The following is a 19,260-nucleotide window of genomic DNA, read 5'->3' as shown; positions in this document are numbered from 1 at the left end:
TTTTATTTAATTACTATTATTATTAAATTTTAAAAAATAAAATAATAATGTATCATATTTAAATTATTGTATTTTATTTGATTTAAATATGTAATTTAAAGATTTTAAAGATATATCAGCCTTAAACTTTATTTGATTCATTTTTAAATATATCACTCCTCAAAATAAACAAACATATAATGTTCTAATTTTAACTTCATATACAATAAAAAAATCGCAGAATTACTTTGTATTTTAAATTCTACGATTTTTCTTATTTAATTATGACTGTTGTTTTTCCTCATCTAATTTAAATCTCTCAATTTTTTCATTTAAATCACTCATAATTTCTAATATACTATTTGAAACATCCTCAATAGTTTTACTTGATTGAGTAAAATCTTGTGATGTAGCTGCAACTTCCTCAGTTGTAGCCGCAAGCTCTTCTGATACTGCTGTAACACTTTCAACAGAACTTATTATATTGCTTGTTCTGTTATTATTGTTATAAGATATTTCAGATATAACTTCTATTTTAGGTATAATGTTTTCTAGTGACATTGCCACATTATTAAATGATTCAATTGTTTTTTCTATGTTTTCTTTTTGATTAATCATTTCCTTATTCATTCCATTAGTTGAATATATTATCTTGTCGCCTTCTTGTAATACATTTTCAATAACTTTAGATATTTGTTCTAGTGACTGTTGACTTTGTTCTGCTAATTTTCTTATTTCCTCAGCAACAACACTAAATCCTTTTCCTGCTTCACCTGCTCTTGCTGATTCAATAGCCGCATTTAACGCAAGTAGATTAGTTTTTTCAGCTATTTGTTTAATTGTTGTTGTTATTGCATTTACAGATGATATTTTATCATTCATATTTTCTATATCAGTATTAAACTCTTTAAATTTAGAATCAAAATTAACTACAGATTCATTTAACTTTTCCATTTCTTTTTTTCCAACTTCTAATTTAGAGCCTGTATCTGCTGCAATTTGAAAAACATTACCTATATTAGTATCTATATCCGTAACACTTATTCCAAATTCGTCCATTTCCTTTTGAATCTTAGAAACTTCAACAGCCTGTTCACTATTTCCTGTAGCAATTTCATTCATTGCAGATGAAATTGCATCTGAACCAGTTGTAATAGTTTCTGATGTAGTATTAAGTCCCTCTGCTTGATTATTTAATATATGTATTCCATCCTTTACAGATTTAAGAAGTTCTCTTATATACATTATTGTTTCTTGCAGTGAATTATTTATTACTCCTATTTCATCATCTTTTTTCATCTCCAATTCACTAATCTTAATATTAAAGTCTCCTTCTTTAAGAACTTCTATATTATCTTTTAACATTGTTAATCTGTTTCCAATTTTATTTCCAATAACATATACAATACTTACTAAAATAGTTAATCCAACTAATGTCATTAACACATATACTGTTATTAACTTATTTACTTCCTTAATTACATCTTTTTTATTTACTTCAAATGCCATTGTCCAACCATTTGTATCTTCTATTTGTTTATATACAACATATTTTTTTTCATTTTCTTTATATTCATCAAGTCCCGATTGTCCATTTATCATTTTTCTATGAATTTCTGCTAGTTCTTTTAAATTTTTATCTTCACTTGATTTTTCTATAAGGTTGTATCCTTCTTTTACTTTTTCAATGTCATCTGATGCAATTGTAGTTCCAGTATTATTTAAAATATATGATCCACCTAGACCATAATACTTTAAGTTTTGAGTTAACTCTGATAAATATGTACTATCAATTGTAACTGTTATTCCTCCAACTACTTTTGAGTTTTCTATTATCGGAACAGCTATAAATATAATTTGTTTTTCTGTTTGAGGATTTAACACTGGATCACTCATATGTATTTTTCCATCCAATATAGTTTTATAATATCCCTCTTTTGACAAGTGTTCTTCATATCCATCAGTAGATTTTAAATAACCTGTTTCATCTATAAATGCTATAGCTTGCAAATCATATACTTCAACATATCTTAATAATGAAGATTTTTTCTCTTCAAAATTTATATTAGGGTTAGCTACAATTTCATCTGTAGCAATTGCCTTTGCTATAGTTATACTCTTTTCTAATTTAGCATTTAAAATTTTTGTAGAATCTTCAAGCATTCTTTCCATATTATCTAACTTTAAATCAACTAATTGATTTTTAGAAATTATGAATGTCATACAAAATGCTACAACAAACACACTCACAAATGTTATACCTAGATAACTAATTAAATAACTTTTTATACTTTTTCCTTTTTTCATTTATTGTACTCCTTTCTTGCACTATGAACTTATTATCGCAATTTTTACTTCTTTTCTTTATATATTAAAGTATAATTTAACTTTTTCTTTATAAAACAAAAAATGTAAAGTAATAATACATTGCTTTACATTTTATGTGCTATTTCTATTATTTAATATAGATATCTGTTGCTTTAACATATTTACTTCCTCTTTTAATATCTCAACCTCTTTTCTTAGCTCCTCCATTCCTTTATCATTATTTTCATTATTAATCTTTTTTTTATTATTCTTTTTAGGTTTTACTCTAGGAGCAACTTCTTCAAGTCCATCAGGTTGAGCTGGATTAGCACAAAATGGGTTGGAAACATTTCTATACTCAGGACTATAGTATCTTCCTGGTCCACTCTGTGAGTATTGTTGTTGTGCTATATACATTTCTATTATTTGTGCTATTAATTGAAACCAGTTTCCTAACGCTCCTGCTACATTTATAGGCAACTCACCAGATAACAAATTTCCAACCATCTCAGAAACTACAGTAATTATCATAGGATCTAAATCTTGAAATCCGCATGGAATATCTAAATTAGCATATTTACAACTATTGCCACTAGCTCCAGCCGTTGGATCAATTTGAATATCATTTATGTTTTGGGAATTTGAATTTGTTACACCTAAAGATTTTAATATATTACAAAATGATTGAAAGTTATTGGAATCCATACTTCACCACTTATAAATGATTTCACTACTATAATACTCAAAAAAAAACTGTTGTCTACATTAATATTCTCTTTCTTTTTTTAAAAGCTCTAATTCATTTTTTAAAATTGATATCTCACTTTCAAAATGACTATATATCTTATCCATTTGATTTTTAATATCAATTATATCACTATTATTATTTGATTTTTCACTTTGGCTATTATCATTCTCATCTACTGTTGTACAATTACAAGTGCAAAATGGATTACTAATATTTTTATATTTTTTATCATATAATCTTCCTGGTCCTGATTGGAAATATTGTTGTTGAGATGAATACGTTTCTATTACTTGCCCAATTAAGTTAAACCAATTTGATATTGCATTAGCGGTATTTAGTGGTAATCCACCAGAAAGAACATTTCCTACTACCTCCCCTAAAACAACAAAAACTTTAGGATCTACATCTTGGAACCCATTTGGAATATCTAAATCCTGATTAGCACAACAGTTAGTATCTGATCCCCCAGTTGGGTCTATTGTAACTTTACACTTTGTTTGTCCATTTTTTTTACTTTCATCCTGTTTTATATTACAACCTATTATCTTTAATAACTCTTCTATATCTTTTAGATTATTAGAATTCATATTTCACCACATATTAAATTGATTTAATAATATATTACTCAACAATTAAATATAGGGTACAAATTTATATATTTGATAATAAAAAAAGTCCCTATGATAAATTTCATACAGACTCTTTCTATTTATATACATGACTTTTTTTCATTTAAAATGATTCTTTGAATACTTTTTAATGATAAATAATATTTTTCAGCTAAATCTCTTGTCTTCATTCCATTTAAATAATCATTGTAAATATTAGAATTTCTAGACTTAAGTTCAATTCTTGTTGAGGTTTTGCTACCCCAACTTTTTTTATTTTCTTCCTTTTTAGGAATATAAATATATTCACCATCTATATAATCTTGTATTAACTTTACAATTTCTATTGGTAAAACCTTTGTAGCTTTTTTATAGCTCATTTTTGCCCTCCTAAAAAATTTAATCTTTCAGGAATAGCAAAGGCTATATCAAAATTTATTTAATTAAATTGCAATAGCCCCTGCTATGCAAAAATAACATATTTTTTCATAAAAAAACTCACTCCTTATTAATAAAACATTTCTATTTTATTATATTCTATGAGTAATTTAAAATTCCTTTATTATTCTATCTTAATACATACTCAGCAAGAACAGTTTGAATTTCATATATATTTAAACTGCTATTAAAAGTTTTTTCTATTGGCTCTGAAGTTCCAGAAATCCATATTTTAAGTTCTGCTTCTAAATCAAAATGTCCAGCTGTTTCTATTGAAAAATGTGTTATACTTCTATACGGAATAGAATGATATTCAACCTTTTTAGCTGTAACCCCTTGTTTATCTATTAATACTAACCTTTTATTTGTAAATATAAATACATCTCTAACTAATTTATACGCTTTTTCTATTCTTTCACTTGGCGCTAACAATCTTTCATATTCCTCAACTATTTTTTCAACTTTTACTTCTGATGCATTACCTATTAAACCATCAAAAAATCCCATGTTGTACCTCCTATATTTTTATTTATATCAATATATCATAATATTTATTGTTTTACACTATTCTTAATAAATAATTTATTACTTTCTTAATATTATAGGGTTCCAAGTTCGAAGTTTAAATAACATCTTTATCAAGTGATACTATTTATATTACAGTTTATTCCTGTTTTTGTATTTGGAACCAAGTAAGAGTGAAGAGTGAAAAGTTATGGTAGATATTACTCGCTTCGTTCCTAATATCTAAAAATAGAAATGCTTAAAAACTACGTTTTTATATTGTTTTCAATTAATTTGCTTAGTAAACTTAATAAAAAATCATTCTTTAAAATTGGAAATCCAATTTTTACATTCATTTTCAACTTTCCATTTTCCATTTTCAATTAAATTAATTAAAATTCTCAACTGAAACTTTTATTTCATCAAGAAACAGGAATTGTTTAAATTAGTATTTCTTTAAAAATTGATTTAGAAAATTTTATTAATTTGTGTTTTATTTTCAAGACCTGAACCCAAGGACGGGTTCAGCGACTGCCTAGACATGACTTTGAACTTAGATTCATAAATAATAAAATAAACCAATGATTTAAACTCATTGGTTTATAAATTTATTATTGTTTAATTATCATTTTCTAATAGGTATCCACACTTCAAATTTTGCATTTTTAGGGTCTTTATTTAAATACACTTCAATATCTGGCGCATCTGCATATTCATATCCTGATGTAGGCAACCATTCTGTAATTGCTCTTTTTTCAACTTCTTGAATTGCAATTGGCATTTCACCTTCACCAGAAAAAATTGCCCACGTACAAGCTGGTATTATATATTCATCCATACCAACTGGTATTTCTTTATCTGTTTCAACTGCTATATAATAACTCCAATCACTTACTTTCTCCATACAAGTGCAACAAACCCCTAATACGCCCTTAGAATTTTTATTCATAAGTTCTACTATCTCATTAATTTTTCCACTTATAGAAACTTCATCCCACAATTTAGGAACCTGTTTAAAGTTTTTTTCAATATCATTTGACAATGAAGCTTTAACTCCTACAATTCTAATCTCTTCTCTTTTTACTATACTATAATTCATTTCCACTACTCCTTTTATTGTTATTTTAAAACTTATAGGGGGATATGCTTTTAAAATAGTTCCTTCCTTTTGAGCATTAGATGGTGAGACATTGTGTATCTTTTTAAATGCTCTTGTAAAAGCTGTTGGCGACTCATATCCATAACACATTGCAACATCAATCACTTTTTCACCATTTTGCAAATCCAATGCAGCTTTAGTAATTCTTCTGTTTCTTATATATTCTGATAAAGATACTCCTGCTATATATGAGAACATTCTTTGAAAATGATATACACTACAACATGCTATTTTTGCAGCTTTTTCATATTCAATATCTCCATTTAAATTATCTTCAATATAATTTAGTGCACTATTTAATCTTTCCAACCATTCCACTTACATCATCCCCTTACAAATACTAGTATAGTATTTTAAAACACTAAAAACCTCTCATTTTTTGACGTAAATATGAGAGGTTAAAGTCATTATATATTATATATTTATAAACTTAATTCTTTTATTACTTATATCTTCAATTCATAATATAAAGATTCTATATTATCTTCCTTAAATTCTTCAACATATTTAAAATTATTTTTTTCTAATAAATTTCTTGATGCAATATTAAACTTATAAGTAAATGCACAAATTCTATTGATTTCGTATTTATTTGCAATTATTTTATTAAACTCCCTTAATGCAATACTTGCTATTCCTTTATTCCAATAATTTTTATCAAAAATAACAATACTAACAAAACAATTTTTTTCATAAGTTTCATCTATAGAATAACACCATATATCTCCTACATAACAATCATCAACATAAATTGTTTTCCCGTAGCTTTTAGCATTTTCTAATAATGAATCTTCATATAATTTTATTGTTTCTTCTAATGTATTATTTTGAAATGGAAATAGCCTTTGTAATTCACTATCTTTAGATTCTTCCCAAAACTTTATCACATGTTTAAGTTCCCTTTTTTTTAATCTTATACCATTCATTTCCCACACATCCCCATATTTTAACACTAATCTAATCATCTTATTTTTCTCCAAGAATATATAACAACCTATCCTTATTTATATCTGTTACAATACCACTTTCGTGCCAATGATTTTTACAACCACAATAATCTAGCAAAACACATTGTGGAATTAATCCTAACCTTATTGCTTTCCATCCACCAGAAATAAGATTAAGAACACAAGCTACTCCTATTATTCCTACATAATTCTTTTCAATTTTTTCTTTTGTAAAAGCTGATGATTCATGTGGAATAATATAAACTTTAAAACCATATTTCTTGCCCAACTTTGTGTACTCACTAACCTTACAATTGTTTATACAACTTCTACATACATATCCATATTTAGTTTTACCTGCTTTACAATTATTTAAATTTAATCTCATACATGCTGGCAAAAGTAATCTTTTATCCTTTGTTTTTAAAAATGCTTCACTATATACACCATTTAATATTTCTGCACCTACCATATTAAGATGATATTCTATTTCTTTTCTTCCACAATATATATAATCCTCTTTCCATTTATGTTTATTGTATTTTAACTTATAGAATTTCTTAACATTTTCCGTGTACTTACCTAGTTTTTTTTCACTTTCTTCTTTAAACCAATTAGCTAAATCTATTGCTATATTTATTATACTTGTTATATCTTTTTCAGATTTACTCTCAAAAAATTCATTCCAATTACTTAGTCTTTTAACTTCTTCTTTAAATTCGCCTGTAGCCATTAACCAATCAATTAATTTTTTAAAATTATCTAATGTACATTCTACTTTTTCATTATCTATTTTAGTTAATAATTTTGTTTCTAAAATCCCTCTTAAAAAATCTGATGATTTTTTTAAATACTCATATTCTCTTAACTCTCCCAATTTTATAAGTGCCATTTTTGAAATATTTTTTAATTTTATAGCTCTTTTTATATAACATTGCCATAAAACTCCTAGTGTAAGTATTTCAAGAGAATATTCTATATTTTTTCTTATTTCTTCTACATTGTTTTCCAATATAAACATCCCAAAATCATAAACTATTTTCTCAGTTTTTACATTCATTTCTTTTATAACTTCATCAGTAAAGTTTCTTATATATTCATAATATATATTTGAATTCTCATGTTCTTTGCATAATGAGTAAGTTATAACTTCTTGCATTATTGTATTTTTCACCCCCCAATCAAAATACTTAATTTTTAAGCTTGTTAATATCATAGTATTTAATTTTACAACAAATGTAAACTCATAATGCAAATTTAAAGTTTATTTTAAACTAAAAGCACTAATTTCTATAAAAATCAGTGCTTTTACAATGTTATTTCATTTCTTCTTTTTAAGTTTATATCTATGAAATTTTTTATCTCCAATATTTATATCCTCAATATATTTAAATCCGCATTTCTCTATAACCCTATTTGATGGTCCATTATTTATTAATGCTATTGCATCAACATACTGAGCATCTGTATTATCAAATAAATATTTTATTAGTCCTTTAACTGCTTGTGTCACATACCCTTTATTTCTATGATATTTAGAAATTGCGTATCCTATATCTCTATTAGGTATTGGCATTTCATAACTTTCTCCATTGCAACACCAACCAATAAACTCATTTGTTTCTTTTAATATAATTCCTAGTGATATCCATCTTCCACCAATACTTGGAATAGAATCTTTAAACTTCATATTTCCTTTTATATATTTATTTTCTATCCAATCTTTGTATTGCTCTCTTGTTCCTATCCAATCTGGTAAAATATCTGTTATCTCTGGTTGTAATGTAAGTTTATATAATGAATCTAAATCTTCCATTTGAAATTCTCTTAAAATTATATCTTCACATTCTATAGTAAATATATCATTTTTCTCTAACATCTCATTGTCCCCCAATTCAAACATTTGGCTACAATTTGATATTACTATAATGTTATTATAATATAAACCTAAAAGACTCTTCTCAAATAACAATACTCCAAATATGATTTCAACCTATTTTTAAGTTATATTTTATTACTTTTGCATACATTTCATTTGTGATTTATTAATATACATGGATTTATCTGCTCTATTAAATACATCTTCGTAAGATTTATCACTATCAGCATTGTAAATTGCAACACCATGTGCAAAACTAATATCTAATTCACATATACAATTATATATGAATTTTTGCATTTCATCTTTAAGTTGTTTTAACAAGTTACTATAATCACTAGAATTCAAATTTTCTAGAATAACTACAAATTCATCTCCTCCTATTCTATAAATAGAATTTTCTTTAAATAAATTAGTAATTATCCTACATGCATTTCTAATAAGTTCGTCACCTTTTTCATGTCCTAATGTATCATTAATAATTTTTAAATTATTTATATCAAAAATTATTACTATAAATATATTACCTAAATTTAAATTTTTGTTTATTTCATTAATTTTTTCCCAATAAGCTCTTCTATTTTTTACTCCTGTAAGAGCATCAACATATGCTATTTCCTGCAAAGTTTTAACCTTTTCATTTTCACATATAATATTATATATGCTTTGTGTAACACCAATGAATTGTAATATTAAAAATATAAAAAAGCTAATTTTAAACCAAACTGATAAAGATATAATTTCAAAATAGTTACATATAATATCTAGTGTTGCTCCAATACAAATTATCCCTATTGACCATACTAATTTATTAGCATAAATATTTTTCATTTTTTTTACTTCATAAAACAATATTATTGAAATTATTATAGCTGAAATTATACATAATACATCTATCAAAGGTATAAATTCATAATAATCCATATTTCCAGTAAATTGCATAATTGTAGTTACATTGATTAGTATAATAAAAATATATGCAATATATTTTAAATATTTTTTATATATACTTTTTAAATTAAAGAAAAAATATAATAGCAAGAAAAATATAGTAAATAACATACTTATTATATCTAAGCTATTATTAAATATAGGATAAGGAATAAAATAACTTATTACCTTAAAATCTATAAAAAACCAAATTCCACTACTAATTGCTAATCCTGAAAAACATACTAAAATAGGCATTGATTTTTTTCTATAGTACATAACACCGGAAAATACACTCGTTATAATTCCCATACAAAGTATAAACATTGATAAAAATAAATTTTTATATTTACTTCTTATATTGTTTAAAATTAAAATGTTTTCATATCCACTATAAATATTATTTAAAAATGTTTTAAATGTACTAGATACATGATTTGTGTATATATTACTTAATTCTATTTTTATATCATCATTATGAGAAATTCCAGGTGAAACAACAAAATCCCATAAATTACCATTAGATTTAAAATTTATAGACTGATTTTTTTCATCTCCAAAAGAATATATGTTTTTTCCATTAACATAAATCTTAACTTTCATGTTATCAATTCTCATGGATAACATTTTATTCTTCGGTATATCTTTATCAAAATTTCCTTTAACAATAATTTTGTTATATCCAGATAAATCAAGATTATTATCAATTGGAAGTTTGTAAACATTATTATCTTTTTCTAGATAGTATGTGCCTAATATTTCAATTTTTTCTGGTGTTTCTGTTGATTTCAAGTGTGCTTTTTCACTATTCCATGTAATAAATAATGTAATTACAACTAGTATAATTGTAATTACAAAAAAAATACTCAATATATTCTTTTTTAAACTTTTACTCACTATTTAACTCCTAAATCATTTTTTCATATAATATTATTTGATATTTTAAATCATCAATGTTTATCATTAATAACTTTCTATAAATACTTGAAGTTGACAACTATATGAATTTGTATTAAAAAAATCATCAAACAACTCAATTTCTATAAAATTTTTTACCTTTAATTTATTTTCTTTCATATATGTAAATACTTTATTTACACGTTCCTTTTCATTATCTTTAGTGTATGATAATGTCAAGTAATTTCCTTTTTGTAAAATTTTTATAAATTTATCATCATATAAATTTTTCTTAACACCTAATTCACTAAATGCATATTTCGGTTCTACCTGTCCTTCTAAATCAACATTATATATTATCCCTCTTTCCATTGATGTTTTTATATTATTTTTTTCTATAAGTTTATCTAAATTAGAATAATATATTAATTCTTTTAAACTTCCTGATTCTTCACAAGGAACTACAACTATATAACGTTCTTCAAAATATTTAATACTTATACTATCATTAACTAATGCATTTTTAGAGTACTCTACACTGCTATTTAAATTATCGATATTATTTATTATTTCTTGCATTTTATTTATATTATCTTGTGCTTCAATTTTTTTCTTTTTTAAAAATCTTAATAATTCATCCGTATCACAAGATTTAAAAATCTCTTGCAATTCCTTTATGCTAGTACCTAATGCTCTACAGCCTTTTATTACATCTATATATATAAATTGTTCTATAGAATAATATCTATATCCTGTTTCTTCATCTATATATTTGGGTATAAGTATACCCACCTTATGATAATATCTTAATGCCTTTATAGTAATATTTTTAATCTTGGAAACTTCACCAATTGAAAATAGATTTTTCATTTTTTAACTTCCTTTATAATTTACTTGACTCTCCTTTAAGGGGAGATTCTATTATCATTATAAAGAATTAGATAATAAATTTAAATTAATTAAATGGAAGGATTATAAATATGAATAAAATAATATATAGAGAATTACTGAAAGATGATTATGATAAAATTAAAGAATTAATTAATGAAGCATTTGGATTTGGTAAAATAGTTAAAGATAAAAAGTTTTTAGATAAAGTTTTAACTATTTATTTAGAAGATTGTATTGTTGCAAGTTCTTTTAGTAAAGTTGCTGTAAAAAATAATGAAATTATTGGAATTATTCTTGGTGATTGTAAAAATGATAATAATAAACTTAAAAAATTTCATAATATACTAAGTCTTGCACTAAATACTATTAAATTATCATTTTCTTCAAAAGAAAACAAACTATATCTTAAAGAATTTTCAAAAATAACTCAAACTTATAAAGAACTAATAAGTGGAAAAGAATCTAATTTTCAAGGTTGTATACAACTTTTTATCGTAACTGAAAAATGTAGAGGCTTAGGAATTGGCAAAGCTCTAATTAAATATGCTTGTGACTATATGAAAACTATGAATGTAAAATCTATATATTTATATACAGATACTATTTGCAACTATGGGTTTTATGATAGTCAAAACTTTAACCGTTTAGCTGAAAAAGAAATTTATTTTAACTCTTTAAACTCAACCCTTAATATATTTTTATATGGATATACATTTTAAAAGACATTAATAATGTAATACCATATAAATAACATTTTATTCATAAATTTAACTAATTTTATATATTTTTATAATTATAATTCGATAATAAATTTGGAGGGATGAATTTATGGATGGAATGAATGAATATAAAATTGCAGAAGTAGAAAGTTGTATAGATTATAAAAGTTTTAGAAATTTTTTTTGTTTCTCTTTACACAAAACAAAATTTTATAAAATAATACCTACATTTATCTATGCAATAAGTTTTTTAGGGAGTATAAGATGTATCTTATCATTAATTTTTAATGGATTTGATAGATCTTACGTAGCTTTAGCCTTAGTTTATATAACTCTGGGTATAATAACAATTACTATAATGATATATATGCCTCGAAAATGTTGGAAGAACAACTTTAAAATTGCTAATACCAAAATTAAATACATATTTTTTGAAGATAGATTATTGGTAGAGAATAATAATGATTCAATGAATGGAACATCTAAAATTAAGTATGAATTTTTACACAAAGTATATGAATTTAATGATGTCCTATACATTTTTATTACTAAATCACAAGCACTTATAGTTCAAAAAATTGCATTCTCTGATGATGAAATTAAAGAATGTAGATCAAAATTAAAATCAACACTTAATAAAAATTATTATGAGTATTATAATGATATTTCATCAAAATAACTTACCTAATAAATTAATTGATCTAAATTCTCAAAACATATATATTTTAAATACAAAATTTATCATCATTTTTCAATAATACTTCATGTAAAAATGATTAAGTCTATTTTTATATTTTACACCAAAATAGTAGTTCAACTTATAAATTAGAACTACTATTTGTATTATATGTTTTTTTAATATTTCATTTTACATATCATTGTTCTTTTAATATATAATTTATTTTTTCAAACTCTTTTTTGCTTTTAAACATTCATTTACATGAACCATATTATGCCTTGTGGCTGGCATTAAAATTATTCCTGATATATTCTTTTTACCCCAAAAATCAATAAGCCAATTTGATGCTTCTACATTTAAAACAGCACCTTCATCTAATATACGTTGCAATTTGTCTTTATTAAATTTTCTTTTCATATCACTACAATTTAAATTTTTAATAATTTCTTGTGTTCTTCTTCCAACTTCAATTCTATAGTTTTTTAATTCTTCCATATTTATACTCTCACTGAATCTTAATATTCCCTCTCTATCTAAGGCATTACCTGTGTCACTAATTTTGGATCCTATTCTTTTTTTCCAATTTTCCTCGTTAAATACCTGATTAGTATCTGCAACTAATATATTCATTGTTATATCTTCTATTCTACTAGAATGCCAAATTCCATAAGCTACAGTACGCCCTTTTTCGTTTACTGAACTTCTAAATGTATATTCATCTAATCCCTCCCATACTTTATCCTCAAAAGTTATCTCATTTATTCCAAACATACTTGATGCATGTACCATTGAATGTATTTTGAAAATTATTTCTTTGCTTTCTTCCATTCTATCTTCTTTTAAAATTATAGACTTAAGTTGCTTCATATAATTATTCCATTCTCTTAATTCCATATGTTTCACCTCCAGCTTTATTTACTAATTAATTTTTTATTTTAGTTGATATTAATCATTAAATATTATCTTGCTTTTGCATAATATATCTTGTATTTCCACATACTTCACTCACTCTAAATCCCAATAAAGAATAAAGTTTTATAGCTTTTATATTTTTCTTAAAAACATATAAAAAAATAGGCAAATCTGTTTTCTCAAAACAATTATTTAAAACAGTTGTTCCAATTCCTAAATTCCTATAGCCTTCAAATACATATAAATCATCCATTTCCATTTTGCTATCAACTTTATGAAAGAAATAATATCCTACTTTTTTTCCCTCAAATATAATGCATTTATACTCATAAATATGTCTTTCAATTTTTTTATGTACCCATAAAAGCACCTTTTCATAATCTATACTTTTTATATCTTCATATTGATCTATAAGATTTTTATTTAAATTAAATATACATTCAATATCACTTTTATCTGCATTTTTATAAGTTAAATCCATTGTTATATTCACCCACCCTGCAAAATTTTAAATTAATTCATCCTTAATTTAAATTCTAATATATCTTTTATTCTATATTTGTTATTATTTACCTTTTAAATTTTAATATATATTCCAATTTCCCTTTTCTATCGATTTTTTTAAATCTTTTATTAAAATAATGATATTTAATATACTATAAAAAAATAACAAATTTCTAAAATGAAATTTGTTATTTTCTAATTTACTAAATTATAATTCAATAATACTCTTGCTTTTTTATTTTTTTAATACATATTTAATCATTTACAAGATCTTTAGTTGCAGGACTACCTATTAATCGTCCTTTATAGTCGAATCTTGATCCATGACATGGACAATCCCATGTTAATTCATCTGCATTCCAATGAAGTTGACATCCTAAATGACTACATTTTGTAGATACAATAAATTCTTTTCCTTCATTATCTTTGTAAACCCCAACTTTTTCTCCATTATATTCAACAATTCCAGCATGACCATTTCTAATATGTTCTATTTTGCTACTAGGAATATATATTTTTTGCGCAATAAAATTCTTAGCTGTTTCCCCAATATCTTTAGTAAGATTGTTTATTGATAATGATAAATCAAATCTTTTTGGAGAAAATATTTCTGAAAAATCATTTTCATTTTCTAATATCATATCTGATATTATCATAGCTGACACCATTGAACTTGTCATTCCCCATTTATTGAATCCTGTGGCAACATATATATTAGGTGTTTCATCAGAATACTTTCCTATATAAGGTATGCCATCTATAGTCATACAATCTTGTGCTGACCAATGATACTTTTCCTTTGATTTTGGATATAACTCTTTTGCCACATCTCTTAATTTATCATAATTTCCACCATCTTCATTTTCTCCTGTTCTTTGCTTCACCCCTCCTAATAATAATAAATTATTATAACTTCTAAAAGAGTATCCATCTTTATCAACATCTATATACATACCATCAACATCATTTACATTTTCTAAAGCTATAACATGAGCTCTTTCTTGATGCATTCTTAAAAAATAATATCCAGGTGTATTCATTATTGGATAGTGTGTTGCCACTACTATATGATTTGCTGTTATATTTCCCTTATTTGTAATTACTAAGTTTTGTTTAATTTCTATTGCTCTAGTGTTTTCATAAATTATTAGATCTTTTGAAATATCTTTTAAAAATTTAAGTGGATTAAATTGTGCTTGATTATTAAATTTAATAGCTCCTTTAATTTCAAAAGGAAGATTAACTTTTTCTACAAATTCTGCATCAATACCAACTTTATTCGCTGCCTCTATCTCATCTTTAAGACTATTTACTTCATTTAAAGAATATATATATGACGATTTCGGTTCAAAATCACACTCTATTTCTCTTTCTTCAATAATTTCTTTATATTTTTTTATAGCAAGTTCATTTGCTTTTGCATATTGTCTAGCTTTTTTTTCTCCAAACTCTGATATTAATTTATGATAAATTAAGTTATGTTGAGATGTTATTTTTGCAGTAGTATTCTTTGTGTTTCCACTTGCTACTTCAGCTGCATCAATTAAAATTACATCTCTACCATTTTGCTTTAACATATATGCAGTCAATATTCCAGATATTCCTGCTCCAATAATTAAAACATCAGCTTTTATATCTCTACTTAAAACTTCTCTTTTTCTAAACTTACAACTTTCACTCCATACCGATTCCATGAAATCACCTCATATTTAGTATTTCATTTTTAAGATTATATATCCAAGATATATATTAACTAAATTTTTAACTATCTCTTAATTATATTTACACCATCTATTAATAAAAATATACCCCCTTAATATTTAAAAAATAATTATTAAGGGGGTATACATCTATTTTAGTACTTATATATACTTCTCCATATTAAATTTATGATGCTATTTCCTATAAAAAAATACGTTCCAAATATTGTAACAACATTAATTAATGCAGTATTTTTCAACACCTTTTTCTTATTGCTATTATCCATTTGAAATATTGTTATTTTTCTCAACAACAAATAATATATTCCATATCCAATCATTGTTCCTAATGTATTCATTATTAGATCATCTATATCCGTTGCTCTAAAATTAAATAACTGACTTATTTCTATAAGCAATGAAAACACAAAACCAACAAATGTAGTTCTAACAAATGTAGTTCTATTCTTCCAAAGTAATGGAATTCCAATACCAAAAGGAATAAACATAATTATATTCATAATTACTCCAAATAAATCTCCAATACCCCATTTAATAATAGGGATTAAGTTTATTTCATCTAATCTTATTATAGCTTTACCATGATTTCCGATATCACTAATCCCACTTGCTCCAGTAATTGAGAAAATCATAGTCATTAAGCATGCTAATAATTGCCATCCTATGATAAAACCTTTTTTTATTACTACACCCTTTTTTTTATAATAGAAACAAATTATTATCTCTATTACAATAAATATTGATAACATAAAAACGTATTCTGCCAACGCTTCTAAAATATATCCCATCTTAAATTTCTCCATTAACCAATCATTTGCTTACCCTTTTATTTAAAATATTAGTTACTTCAATTTTTTACTTATGATATGGCTCATTGTTATTGATTCTATATGATCTATATATTTGTTCTAAAAGCATTACTCTAAATAGTTGATGTGGAAATGTCATTTTAGAAAAACATAATTTATAATTTGCCCTTTTTATTACATCATTACTTAGTCCTAATGAACCACCTATTACAAAAACTATATTACTATTTCCTCTTACCCCTAAATCTTTTATATATTTTGCAAGTCCTTCTGATGTTATCATTTCACCTTTTAAATCTAATGCTATTACAAAACTATTCTCTTTAATGTGTTTTAATATGTTTTGTCCCTCTTTATCCTTTATTGCTAATTCTTCCTTTTCTGATGCATTATCTGGTGTTTTTTCATCAGGCAGCTCTACTATATCAAGCTTGCAATATCTTGATAACCTTTTACTATATTCATCTATTGCTAATTTTAAATACTTTTCCTTTAATTTTCCTACTGACACTACTGTAATATTCATTTTTATGCTCCCTTTTCTTTAGTTTTAGACAAATCTTTATCTAGTTTTATTGAATAATAATATTCACTGTTAGGCAATATTTTTGCCATCATTACTTCTTTTTGTGTATCCATATTTATTACTTTAACAAAACACTCAGATTGTCTTATCGGATTTCCATCATCTTCTTTATATTTTTTTCTTAATAATAGACACATTTTATTTTTTTCTACTTTAAAATCTATTATATCTTCTTCTTTTTTAGTTGTATTAACATTTATACCTAATTCCTTTACAATATCAAACTTATTTTTTTCTAAATCAAATTGAAAAAAATAATCACTCTTTATTTTATTATAATTAGTGGCTACAGTGCTAATTCCATAAAGTTTATTTCCTTCTATATAATATTGAACAGAACTATCTAACTCCATATCATTTACTTCAAACAAATCATAATCCACTGTATCAAGTTCTAGTGTATTTAAATTTATACATCCTATTGATATCTTATAAGCACTTTTTTTCCCTAAATAATCATCAGCATTATGATTTATTAAAAAATAAAACTTATTATTTTTAACAGAATTATTTGATGGAATGCATCTAGTATTTTCCAAAACATCATATCTCTTAACTTCATCAATTGCTTTATTTTTAAAATCTACATTATACACTACAAGCTTAGGTTCCATTTTATCATTGCTCATTTCTACTTCTTCTGCTATTAAATATGTTTTATTTCCTACTACTTGAATTTTTAATAATGACATATCATAAACCTTTTTATCAGTTTTTATTCGTTCTATCTTTCCACTATTTTTTTCCTTACACGCTATATTTATAGTGTATGAATTCAAATTTTCAGCTATATCTATTTCATTCCAATCGCCACTACCGATTATTTGTACATCACTATTTTCAAAGCTAGTTGTTGGATACATAGTTTCTCTATATAAGTCCTTATTATTTAATACTTTTTCATCTACATTATAAAATCTATCATATTTTATCTCTTCTATTTCATTATTTCCATTACTATTAAATATCAATTTTCTTGCTTTAAAATCACTATAAGGTGCAATAGCTACAACTTTTACATTTCCTAATTGTGATATTTTACCATTTATTTTTTCTATTTCTATTTCTGTATTTTCTCTAGCTCCAACAACAGATAACGTTATATATGTTAGCATTATAAAAGCTGTAGCTCCAATAATTATAGAATTCCCTCTAGTTTTCACTCACCATCACCTCATTTATACTGAAATCTTTTCATTTAGTAATGTATTTGCTATATAAAAATTTAATACAATTGATATAATTGATATAATTACAAAATACACCAATCTTTCAAAAGAAAATAAGCTTACAAACTTAAATGGAAGTATTCCATATAAAAATACAAATAGACTGCCATATAATAGAGCTAATATAATACCTGTCTTTTTAAAACATCTCTCTAAAAATACCATAACAAAAATTATTAATACTATAGATAAAAAAAACAATAGCATATGTAGGTTAGCCAATGCTCCAAATTTAAATATAGTTTTATAATCAATAATTCTAATTGTATATAAAAACTTTATTTTAGAAGTAAAAAATTTTGGTATTACAATATAAAAAATTTTATGAATTAAAAAATATGAAAATATTTGAGTTGAAAAGAATAAATAGCAATATATAATACTAGTTATAAGTTTTGATAAAATTATATTGCTTTTTTTTATTGGTAACATAATTATAGAATAAATTGTCTTATTTTCACCAAACCATTCTCTATACCATGAAAATGCTGAATAAATCATTATAAATATGAATCCCAATAATAGAATTATAATCATAAAGGTATATATTTCTTTAAATAAGTTTATTGATGTCAAATAATCACCAAATTGCTTTAATATAATCTCATCACTACTATTATTTTTTTTTAATTGAAATATGTTTTTTCTATATTTTAGTGTTTTTACTGTTCCATAGCCTAAAATTAATCCCATAAATGCTAATATACATGGAAATAAAATTTTTTTTGCTCTATCCATCTCATTACTTATCAAATATTGAAGTATAATAAATCTATTTCTCATAACCCCATCCCACCTAAAATTTTTATATTGA

Annotated in this window: 20 protein-coding genes; 2 read left to right on the top strand and 18 right to left on the bottom strand. The window is 24.3% G+C overall.

Going from position 1 to position 19,260, the window contains the following annotated elements; translation table 11 throughout:
- Window positions 1-261: 261 nt before the first annotated feature.
- The 11 genes from BN346_RS16495 to BN346_RS16445 all read right to left on the bottom strand — a co-directional run bounded on the left by BN346_RS16495 (window position 262) and on the right by BN346_RS16445 (window position 11,266).
- Window positions 262-2,286, bottom strand: coding sequence for a methyl-accepting chemotaxis protein (locus BN346_RS16495; RefSeq protein ID WP_040330079.1), 2,025 nt, complete (start codon window positions 2,284-2,286; stop codon window positions 262-264).
- A 132-nt stretch (window positions 2,287-2,418) separates the two neighbouring features.
- On the bottom strand, window positions 2,419-2,991 hold the full coding sequence (locus BN346_RS16490; RefSeq protein WP_040330078.1) for a hypothetical protein: 573 nt from the start codon (window positions 2,989-2,991) through the stop codon (window positions 2,419-2,421).
- A gap of 60 nt (window positions 2,992-3,051) precedes the next feature.
- On the bottom strand, window positions 3,052-3,621 hold the full coding sequence (locus tag BN346_RS16485) for a hypothetical protein (RefSeq protein WP_040330076.1): 570 nt from the start codon (window positions 3,619-3,621) through the stop codon (window positions 3,052-3,054).
- Window positions 3,622-3,743: 122 nt separating this feature from the next.
- Window positions 3,744-4,022: a CD3324 family protein gene (locus tag BN346_RS16480; RefSeq protein ID WP_040330075.1), complete on the bottom strand. Its 279-nt coding sequence runs from the start codon at window positions 4,020-4,022 to the stop codon at window positions 3,744-3,746.
- A gap of 187 nt (window positions 4,023-4,209) precedes the next feature.
- Window positions 4,210-4,587 carry a PH domain-containing protein gene (locus tag BN346_RS16475; RefSeq protein WP_040330073.1) on the bottom strand — a complete coding sequence of 126 codons (378 nt, stop codon included), beginning with the start codon at window positions 4,585-4,587 and terminating at the stop codon, window positions 4,210-4,212.
- Window positions 4,588-5,209: 622 nt separating this feature from the next.
- A complete protein-coding gene (locus BN346_RS16470; RefSeq protein WP_040330071.1) occupies window positions 5,210-6,061 on the bottom strand; it encodes an AraC family transcriptional regulator in 852 nt (283 codons plus the stop codon).
- A gap of 128 nt (window positions 6,062-6,189) precedes the next feature.
- Complete coding sequence (locus tag BN346_RS20690) at window positions 6,190-6,708, bottom strand: GNAT family N-acetyltransferase (RefSeq protein ID WP_051540467.1); 519 nt, start codon at window positions 6,706-6,708, stop codon at window positions 6,190-6,192.
- Window position 6,709: 1 nt separating this feature from the next.
- On the bottom strand, window positions 6,710-7,864 hold the full coding sequence (locus tag BN346_RS16460) for a DUF116 domain-containing protein (protein WP_242838444.1): 1,155 nt from the start codon (window positions 7,862-7,864) through the stop codon (window positions 6,710-6,712).
- A gap of 147 nt (window positions 7,865-8,011) precedes the next feature.
- A complete protein-coding gene (locus BN346_RS16455) occupies window positions 8,012-8,569 on the bottom strand; it encodes a GNAT family N-acetyltransferase (protein WP_040330068.1) in 558 nt (185 codons plus the stop codon).
- 135 nt (window positions 8,570-8,704) lie between these two features.
- A complete protein-coding gene (locus tag BN346_RS16450; protein ID WP_040330066.1) occupies window positions 8,705-10,396 on the bottom strand; it encodes a GGDEF domain-containing protein in 1,692 nt (563 codons plus the stop codon).
- A gap of 66 nt (window positions 10,397-10,462) precedes the next feature.
- A complete protein-coding gene (locus BN346_RS16445) occupies window positions 10,463-11,266 on the bottom strand; it encodes a MerR family transcriptional regulator (RefSeq protein ID WP_040330065.1) in 804 nt (267 codons plus the stop codon).
- A 110-nt stretch (window positions 11,267-11,376) separates the two neighbouring features.
- Between BN346_RS16445 and BN346_RS16440 the strand changes: the two genes are divergently transcribed.
- Complete coding sequence (locus BN346_RS16440; RefSeq protein WP_040330064.1) at window positions 11,377-12,006, top strand: GNAT family N-acetyltransferase; 630 nt, start codon at window positions 11,377-11,379, stop codon at window positions 12,004-12,006.
- A 109-nt stretch (window positions 12,007-12,115) separates the two neighbouring features.
- Complete coding sequence (locus BN346_RS16435; protein WP_040330062.1) at window positions 12,116-12,685, top strand: YcxB family protein; 570 nt, start codon at window positions 12,116-12,118, stop codon at window positions 12,683-12,685.
- A gap of 219 nt (window positions 12,686-12,904) precedes the next feature.
- On the opposite strand, the gene BN346_RS16430 is transcribed toward BN346_RS16435, so the two are convergent.
- The 7 genes from BN346_RS16430 to BN346_RS16400 form a co-directional block, all read right to left on the bottom strand.
- Complete coding sequence (locus tag BN346_RS16430) at window positions 12,905-13,579, bottom strand: hypothetical protein (RefSeq protein WP_040330060.1); 675 nt, start codon at window positions 13,577-13,579, stop codon at window positions 12,905-12,907.
- Window positions 13,580-13,637: 58 nt separating this feature from the next.
- Window positions 13,638-14,078 (bottom strand): GNAT family N-acetyltransferase, encoded by a 441-nt coding sequence (locus BN346_RS16425; protein ID WP_051540466.1) that lies wholly within the window; start codon window positions 14,076-14,078, stop codon window positions 13,638-13,640.
- A 277-nt stretch (window positions 14,079-14,355) separates the two neighbouring features.
- On the bottom strand, window positions 14,356-15,795 hold the full coding sequence (locus BN346_RS16420; protein WP_040330058.1) for an FAD-dependent oxidoreductase: 1,440 nt from the start codon (window positions 15,793-15,795) through the stop codon (window positions 14,356-14,358).
- A 161-nt stretch (window positions 15,796-15,956) separates the two neighbouring features.
- Window positions 15,957-16,610 (bottom strand): VanZ family protein, encoded by a 654-nt coding sequence (locus BN346_RS16415; protein ID WP_051540465.1) that lies wholly within the window; start codon window positions 16,608-16,610, stop codon window positions 15,957-15,959.
- Between the two features lie 67 nt (window positions 16,611-16,677).
- A complete protein-coding gene (gene rlmH, locus BN346_RS16410; protein ID WP_040330057.1) occupies window positions 16,678-17,157 on the bottom strand; it encodes a 23S rRNA (pseudouridine(1915)-N(3))-methyltransferase RlmH in 480 nt (159 codons plus the stop codon).
- A gap of 2 nt (window positions 17,158-17,159) precedes the next feature.
- Complete coding sequence (locus BN346_RS16405) at window positions 17,160-18,380, bottom strand: hypothetical protein (RefSeq protein ID WP_040330056.1); 1,221 nt, start codon at window positions 18,378-18,380, stop codon at window positions 17,160-17,162.
- Between the two features lie 15 nt (window positions 18,381-18,395).
- Window positions 18,396-19,229: a hypothetical protein gene (locus BN346_RS16400; RefSeq protein ID WP_040330055.1), complete on the bottom strand. Its 834-nt coding sequence runs from the start codon at window positions 19,227-19,229 to the stop codon at window positions 18,396-18,398.
- Window positions 19,230-19,260 lie beyond the last annotated feature (31 nt).

Origin of the sequence: Clostridium ihumii AP5 (assembly GCF_000612845.1) — a bacterium.
In the GTDB taxonomy this organism is placed as follows: Bacteria; Bacillota; Clostridia; order Clostridiales; family Clostridiaceae; genus Clostridium_J; species Clostridium_J ihumii.
This window is presented reverse-complemented; position numbering and strand designations above follow the sequence as displayed.